Below are 6,280 nucleotides of genomic sequence, written 5' to 3' on the forward strand. Positions count from 1 at the left end.
ATAATGTATATGAAGAATGTAATGTATAAAATCATCATGGGCTGCTACATCGTGGCCGCCCTTGTGCTTGTCACCGCCTGTAATGACAGTTTGGATATTCAGCAGGCGTACCCGTTCAGCATCGAAACGCTGCCAGTACCCAAAAGGCTGAAAGTCGGGGAAACCGCTGAAATACGCTGCCAGTTGGTGCGTGAGGGTTACTATCAGCCGACTACCTATCGGATAAGGTACTTCCAGCCGGACGGCAAAGGGAAGCTGGAAATGGCGGGCGGCACGGTGTTCCTGCCCAATGACCTTTACCCGCTGGAGAAAGAAACATTCCGGCTCTACTACACCTCGGCATCGACAGACCAGCAGACGATTGACATTTATATTATCGACAGCTTCGGACAGATGCAGCAACTTACACTATCATTTAATAATGACAACAGCGAAGAAGAAACGGAAACAATAACCCCCTAACAATAAAATGACATGGTAAAAATAGAATTGGATATAAAAGGTATCTCGTGGTATATAGAAACCACGTTGGAAACAGATACGGTTCCGGCAGTAGGTGACATCATTATCGTGGATAAGGACTGCATTTCCGCACGTGACAGGGCTGAATTGTGGAAAATACCGTCCAATCAGGTTTTCAAATGGGTGGACGAAGAAGAAGATATGCCCGTTATGGAATGGTTTGACAACGACACGGAAATGCTTGTCAATAAGCGGACTTGGAAATACGACATCGAGGAAGAAGAAACCGTGTGCATACTTAGTGTAAAATTTATTCACTGTGAGGATTTGTAGCTGTGATATTCGTTTAATGATACGCAAAGCGTAAATATTGGGCAGACAGCCCGCCGGGAAGCATCGGCGGGCTGTTTCCATGATAGGGAAACGAGCGGCTTCTTTGTTACTTTCTTCACCCGCTGGCAGGCTCACGGAAGAAAGTAACGGCGGCAAACAGCCGCCGTTCTCTATCAACTGATTTTAAGGCTCTTTATGGACGTGTATTTCTCTAACCACACCTTTACCTGTTCCATGTTATATTCGCCCGTTATGACCGCCGTATGGTCGTTTATGGCTACAAACCGGACACTTTCATAGCTGTTTACCCAGCCTTGCAGGGAACAGACACCCCACGTTGCAACATCTTCAAAAACACTGCGGTCTATTTGGCTGATTGGCTCACCGAAAACTACCGTCATTGTCTGAAAGTCCGGTTTGTCCTCCAACAGTTGCAAATGGCGCAACGTGCCGAACTCGTCAATTTTACGCCCCCACGCCCACACATCATTATATAAATCATCGCCCCACTGGTGCGGGCGGTCGAAACGAACTTTTACCTCTATGGTGTGTTCGTTTTCTTCTGTGTCCTCGATAACGCCTGTTACCATTAAGCCCGTAAAAATACACTCGCAACGCTTGCCGATAAGCTCCTTGTTTACTTCTGTCGTTTTCATATCCCTAAAATTTACTTATTACTCTGTTCTTTTTTCGCTATCCACCCGTCACGCCTGCGGCGGCACTCTGCCAGCGTTTTGGCTACCGTGCTGAAAAGTTCGCCGTCAAAGTGGCGGTAGTCATATTGAAAATAAATCTGTCCCCTGAATGCGCCTAAGCAACATTTCACGTATTTTTCTTCTCCCGGTGTTTGGGTGATGCTTACCCCGTTTTTGTTAAGTGACTGCATGATGTCTTATTTTTTTACGGTTATAAACTTGGTTGTTTTTAACGGGCAGGGCTTTGACACCCCGCCCGGATTGGTTGTTATGCCGCACGGAACACAAAGCCGTCATCAAACCAGTAATCGCACATGAACAGGTCACGGGCAAACTTTTCATAATCGAAATAGGTCTTTGCGAACTCCGGCAGGTCGTAACATTCTTCTATAATTTCATAGGCGAAATCTTCTTCATCGTCATATTCCCCTTGATATTCATCCCGGAAATCACGTACAAGGTCGTCCGCATCTTCCTCGCCTAAATCATGGCTTTTATAGTTGCACCACACGAAAAAGGCTTCCTGCTCGGTGTCGCTCAAATCCTCCACCGCATCACGCAGGGAAAAGAAATTTTCAGAAATCCAGCTTTCGCCGATTAAGCCCTCCGGCACGTTCTCCCAGTCCTGAAACATATATTCCACATCTTCCTCGTCCTTGTGAAGTTCCCGGCAGGCTTCGTAAAATTCTTCCTTGTCCGAATAATCCGAAAGGTTGAGCCATGCGCCGGACAATGAACCGTTGTTGTACTTGGCGTAAGTGCCTACATAAACGCTTGCTGCTGATAATGTCGTTGCTTCCATATTGCTGTAATTTTTAAGTTTTTAATTTTATGCGGATTCGAGAGGTGAGGGAGTTGAAGTTTCACTGAACTTTTTTCCTGTTTCCCGTAAATCCGACTTTTTTTTTATGCGTCTTCCGGTCGGGTCGGTCGTTTTCGTTTCACATAGGCGTAAAAGGGTAGTGTTTAGAGTTTGCAAAGTTTTGGGCAAAAAATACCTCGCAAGGCAGGGAAGATTTTTTCGCCAAACCGGAACGGCTCGACCTTGCAAAATCGTGAAGAACACGTAACTACCTTTGCCTATTGAAATGATTAAAACGACTGTCCCGGCTGGGGGACTGCGTAAGAGGAAGATTTACAGATAGGGAAACTGGGGAAAAGTGCCTGTTCTCTTTCATCTTTTAGGGAACACTCCATGCGGGTGGGAAAGGCAAGGGTATGGCAAGTTTACCTTGCGGTACGCTTGTGCGGGTTTCCAACGGCTCTTTTCACGAAATACAGTCAGCCATGCCACGCACGGCTGGCGTTTCGGGGAATGTGCCAGTGGGAAAAGGATATAAAAAATGCGGGTAGTCGGTGGACTGCCCGCAAGGTGAAAGAATGTACTTTATTGGGATATAGTTTGTTAGGTGGAATTTCGTTACCGAAATCGTTACCTGTTCTGTTACCAACAGTATATAGGTAACTAAAAACTCACATGGCGACTTCCTTGTAAATTTTCTCGATGCCGACAAACTTCTTGTCAAGCCCCTGCATATCGCTGCCTATCTTGCTGTTGGTGATGCGGGCGTAAATTTGCGTAGTTTCTATATTTGTGTGTCCCAGCATCTTGGACACCGTTTCAATGGGTACGCCCTTTGACAGCGTGGTGGTCGTGGCGAACGTGTGTCGGGCAAGGTGGAATGTCAGGTTCTTTTTAATACCGCAAATATCGGCAATCTCTTTCAAGTAGGCGTTTAGCTTCTGATTGCTGATTACGGGAAGTATCTTGCCGTCCGGCAACTTGCCCTTGTACTTCTTCAAAATCATCTTAGGAATATCCAGCAGGGGAACATTTACGTCCGTGTTGGTCTTTACCCGCTTGGTGATTATCCAAAGGTTGCCGTCAAAGGACTTTTGGATATTCTCCTGCCGCAAGTTGGCAACATCGCTGTAAGCCAAACCGCAGAAACAGGAAAAGACGAACAAGTCCCTGACGTGTTCCAGCCGTTCGGAAACCATTTTCTTTTTAAGGATGATTTTTATCTCGTCCTCCGTCAAGTAGCCCCTATCCACTTTTTCCAGCCGAATTTTGTAGCTGGCGAACGGGTCACCCACCAGTATGCCGTTGTTGCGGGCAATGATGATGATGCGCTTGAAGAACTGCATGAACTTGGCGGTGGTGTTGTAACCGCACTTGCAGGCGGTACGCAAATACAACTCAAAATCGGTAATGAACATTGGAGTAATTTCCTTAATGGATATGTCCGATACGTTGTACTTGCTGCGGATGAACTCGGCAAGGTGGCGGCGGGTCACTTCATACTTGCGGTAGGTCGCTATCGTCTTGGATATGCCCACAAGCTGCTTCACATCGTCATTGTGCTTTTGGAACAATGAAAGGATTGTTTCGTGGCTCTCGCTGTGTCCCAAGAACTCGTTCTTCACTTTCTCGGCGGTCACGTAGTTGTCACGCCGCTGCATTTCGTGGTAAATGGTGTTCAGGGAAGAACGTATGTCGTCCAGCAGGGCGTTTATTCTTCCGGCATCCCTGCCTTTGGCTTTGCCTGCGGCAATGCTCCAGTTATCGGGCTGGATGCTCTGTTTCGTACTGAACTGGCACTGTTTGCCGTCAATGGTGATACGTGCCATAATCATTACCTCGCCGTTTTTCTTTTCAGAACCTTTCTTCAAATAAAAAAGAACCTTGAATGTCGATTTCATAACTCACTTTTTTTAGTTGCAAAATTACTTTTTACCTCTCGTTTCTGAGTTATGCAGACTATGGACTAATCAAGTCATTATCAGGTCATTTATGGACAAATCGTTACCGTTTTTGTCCGGTGGGGAATAGGTAACGATTTAGTAACGAAACTTTGTCTTTTACCGTACTTTTGAAGTCTTGAAAGCAGGACTTTCGGGCAATAAAAAAAGCCACAAATCATTGATTTGTAGCTTTTTGTCCGTTTACTGTCCATTTCTGTCCAGTAAGTTCAGCGGAGAGGGAGGGATTCGAACCCCCGGTACCTCGCAGTACAACGGTTTTCAAGACCGCCGCAATCGACCACTCTGCCACCTCTCCAATGCGGATGCAAATATAAGGACTTTATTTGACTTTCAAAGCGATTTTTGAGTTTTTTTATTCAAGGCATATTTCAAGTAGAAATAACCGCAAACACCAGCAAACAGGGAGCCTCCGATGATGCCGATTTTTGCTTGATTCAATAAAATGGCTCCTTCTGCGCCCATTCCCGTGTAGGAAAGAGTAGCGATAAACAGAGACACGGTAAATCCGATTCCTCCTAATAAGGATACTCCGAAAAGGGAGTGCATATCCATTTTGTCCGGCATAGTTAACCAGCCGCATTTTATAAAGACGTAGGTGAACGAGAAGATGCCGATGAGTTTTCCGAGTACAAGGGAAACAAAAATCGTTACTGATACGCCTTCTAAAGAGGCAAGCGTGAATCCTTCGAATGAGATACTGGCATTAGCGAATGCGAAAAGGGGCATTACCACGTAATTCACAAGGGTACGCAGGTCATCATCCATGGCTTGCAGGGGACTAACTACTTTATCCGAGGCAGATTCGATATTTTTCAATATGGAAAGTTCCGAGTTACTTAATATGATGTCATTTGAATTCTCCGGTAGTCTTTTCAAACTTTCCCGGATGCTGTTCACGTACTTGTATATATGTAGTTTCGGACGAGCCGGTACAGTAAATGCCACGATGACTCCCGCAATTGTGGGATGGATTCCGGCATTAATGAATAGGCACCAAACGACGATTCCGAAGAATATGAAAAACAATTTGTTATGAATCCCCTGTCGTCCGCCGATATATAGGAGTGCAACAATAATTATGGCAGCAATTAAATATTCCACGACCAGATGCGAACTGTAAAACAGAGCGATAATGATAATCCCACCGATATCATCCACGACTGCAAAGGCGGTGAGGAATATCTTCAGACTCAAGGGGACTTTCTTGCCTAGGAGTGAGAGAACGCCTAGAGAAAAAGCGATGTCCGTTGCCATGGGTATGGCAGCTCCCCGCATGGCAGGACCGGATGGACTGATCAGCCAGAAAAGCAGGACCGGGATGATCATGCCCCCGCAGGCTGCCACAACCGGAAGTAAGGCTTTCCGGGGAGAGGAGAGTTCCCCAACAAGTAGTTCCCGTTTGATCTCTAATCCTACCGAGAAGAAAAAGATAGCCATGAGGGCGTCGTTAATGAAATCCAGCAATGTCATCGGATTGCCATCATGACGATCAAAGAGATTGAAACTTCCGATCGTGAGTGTGATGTTTTTAGAAAGTAAAATATTGTAATATTCCTGTAAAGGGGAATTAGCGATAAGCATGGCGGCAAGGGCCACGAATAAGAGAACTATCCCTCCATTTATTTTTGTTTGAATCAATCTTCTAATGGAGAATTTAAATATTTCTTTGACCATTGTCCTGTTTGTTAGTTGACTATGTTGTATGTTACAAATTTAATAAAAGTTGTATAAATTTCAAATAAAAAGGGTGTTTTCTGCACGTCGGGTTAATCCTTCTTCCAGTTCGTGCTGGTGATATAAATACCCTGCATCTTCGTAATATTTTGCCTGTTTGGGGCATTTTTTGATACACGCTCCGCATTTGATGCAGATTCCTGTAAATTCTCTTACATTTTCATAGCTGATAGATCCCATGGGGCATACCTTTGCGCAACGCTTGCAGTCATTACAACGGTCGTTGGTAAGCGGTTTCACTTTACGGATGTCTACGGGGGTGCCTTGTCGGTCGCGAGGTGTGTAATATC

9 protein-coding genes and 1 tRNA gene are annotated in these 6,280 nt (G+C 45.4%); 3 read left to right on the forward strand and 7 right to left on the reverse strand.

Annotated elements, in window-relative coordinates; translation table 11 throughout:
• Nucleotides 1–3: 3 nt before the first annotated feature.
• Both AB5542_RS15900 and AB5542_RS15905 read left to right on the forward strand, forming a co-directional pair.
• A complete protein-coding gene (locus AB5542_RS15900; protein WP_057259185.1) occupies nt 4–462 on the forward strand; it encodes a DUF3872 domain-containing protein in 459 nt (152 codons plus the stop codon).
• A 12-nt stretch (nt 463–474) separates the two neighbouring features.
• A complete protein-coding gene (locus tag AB5542_RS15905; RefSeq protein WP_004294838.1) occupies nt 475–795 on the forward strand; it encodes a hypothetical protein in 321 nt (106 codons plus the stop codon).
• A 173-nt stretch (nt 796–968) separates the two neighbouring features.
• Here the strand turns inward: AB5542_RS15905 and AB5542_RS15910 are convergent, their stop codons facing one another.
• The 3 genes from AB5542_RS15910 to AB5542_RS15920 all read right to left on the reverse strand — a co-directional run bounded on the left by AB5542_RS15910 (nt 969) and on the right by AB5542_RS15920 (nt 2,292).
• Nucleotides 969–1,451, reverse strand: a complete 483-nt coding sequence (locus AB5542_RS15910) for a DUF6956 domain-containing protein (protein WP_005680372.1) — start codon at nt 1,449–1,451, stop codon at nt 969–971.
• A gap of 11 nt (nt 1,452–1,462) precedes the next feature.
• Nucleotides 1,463–1,681, reverse strand: a complete 219-nt coding sequence (locus AB5542_RS15915) for a DUF3873 domain-containing protein (protein ID WP_005680371.1) — start codon at nt 1,679–1,681, stop codon at nt 1,463–1,465.
• A gap of 77 nt (nt 1,682–1,758) precedes the next feature.
• Nucleotides 1,759–2,292, reverse strand: coding sequence for an antirestriction protein ArdA (locus AB5542_RS15920; protein WP_005680369.1), 534 nt, complete (start codon nt 2,290–2,292; stop codon nt 1,759–1,761).
• A 393-nt stretch (nt 2,293–2,685) separates the two neighbouring features.
• On the opposite strand from AB5542_RS15920, the gene AB5542_RS15925 reads away from it, so the two are divergent.
• On the forward strand, nt 2,686–2,955 hold the full coding sequence (locus tag AB5542_RS15925; RefSeq protein WP_368243203.1) for a hypothetical protein: 270 nt from the start codon (nt 2,686–2,688) through the stop codon (nt 2,953–2,955).
• Between the two features lie 8 nt (nt 2,956–2,963).
• On the opposite strand, the gene AB5542_RS15930 is transcribed toward AB5542_RS15925, so the two are convergent.
• The 4 genes from AB5542_RS15930 to AB5542_RS15945 form a co-directional block, all read right to left on the reverse strand.
• Entirely contained in the window at nt 2,964–4,193 is a 1,230-nt protein-coding gene (locus AB5542_RS15930; RefSeq protein ID WP_004294842.1) for a site-specific integrase, read from the reverse strand.
• Between the two features lie 273 nt (nt 4,194–4,466).
• A tRNA-Ser gene (locus AB5542_RS15935) sits at nt 4,467–4,551 on the reverse strand.
• 35 nt (nt 4,552–4,586) lie between these two features.
• The gene (gene nhaA / locus AB5542_RS15940; RefSeq protein WP_118305486.1) at nt 4,587–5,930 is read right to left on the reverse strand and encodes a Na+/H+ antiporter NhaA; all 1,344 of its coding nucleotides are present in this window, start codon (nt 5,928–5,930) and stop codon (nt 4,587–4,589) included.
• 60 nt (nt 5,931–5,990) lie between these two features.
• A partial coding sequence (locus tag AB5542_RS15945; protein ID WP_368243205.1) for a 4Fe-4S dicluster domain-containing protein occupies nt 5,991–6,280 on the reverse strand: 290 nt, incomplete at its 5' end.

The sequence above is a fragment of the Butyricimonas sp. RTP31003st1_G1_RTP31003_210430 genome, assembly GCF_040920905.1.
In the GTDB taxonomy this organism is placed as follows: Bacteria; Bacteroidota; Bacteroidia; order Bacteroidales; family Marinifilaceae; genus Butyricimonas; species Butyricimonas paravirosa.

Coding starts and splice junctions, on each gene's coding strand:
- AB5542_RS15900 (WP_057259185.1), top strand. CDS start 4: ATGTATATGAAGAATGTAATGTATAAAATCATCATGGGCTGCTACATC.
- AB5542_RS15905 (WP_004294838.1), top strand. CDS start 475: ATGGTAAAAATAGAATTGGATATAAAAGGTATCTCGTGGTATATAGAA.
- AB5542_RS15910 (WP_005680372.1), bottom strand. CDS start 1,451: ATGAAAACGACAGAAGTAAACAAGGAGCTTATCGGCAAGCGTTGCGAG.
- AB5542_RS15915 (WP_005680371.1), bottom strand. CDS start 1,681: ATGCAGTCACTTAACAAAAACGGGGTAAGCATCACCCAAACACCGGGA.
- AB5542_RS15920 (WP_005680369.1), bottom strand. CDS start 2,292: ATGGAAGCAACGACATTATCAGCAGCAAGCGTTTATGTAGGCACTTAC.
- AB5542_RS15925 (WP_368243203.1), top strand. CDS start 2,686: ATGCGGGTGGGAAAGGCAAGGGTATGGCAAGTTTACCTTGCGGTACGC.
- AB5542_RS15930 (WP_004294842.1), bottom strand. CDS start 4,193: ATGAAATCGACATTCAAGGTTCTTTTTTATTTGAAGAAAGGTTCTGAA.
- nhaA (WP_118305486.1), bottom strand. CDS start 5,930: ATGGTCAAAGAAATATTTAAATTCTCCATTAGAAGATTGATTCAAACA.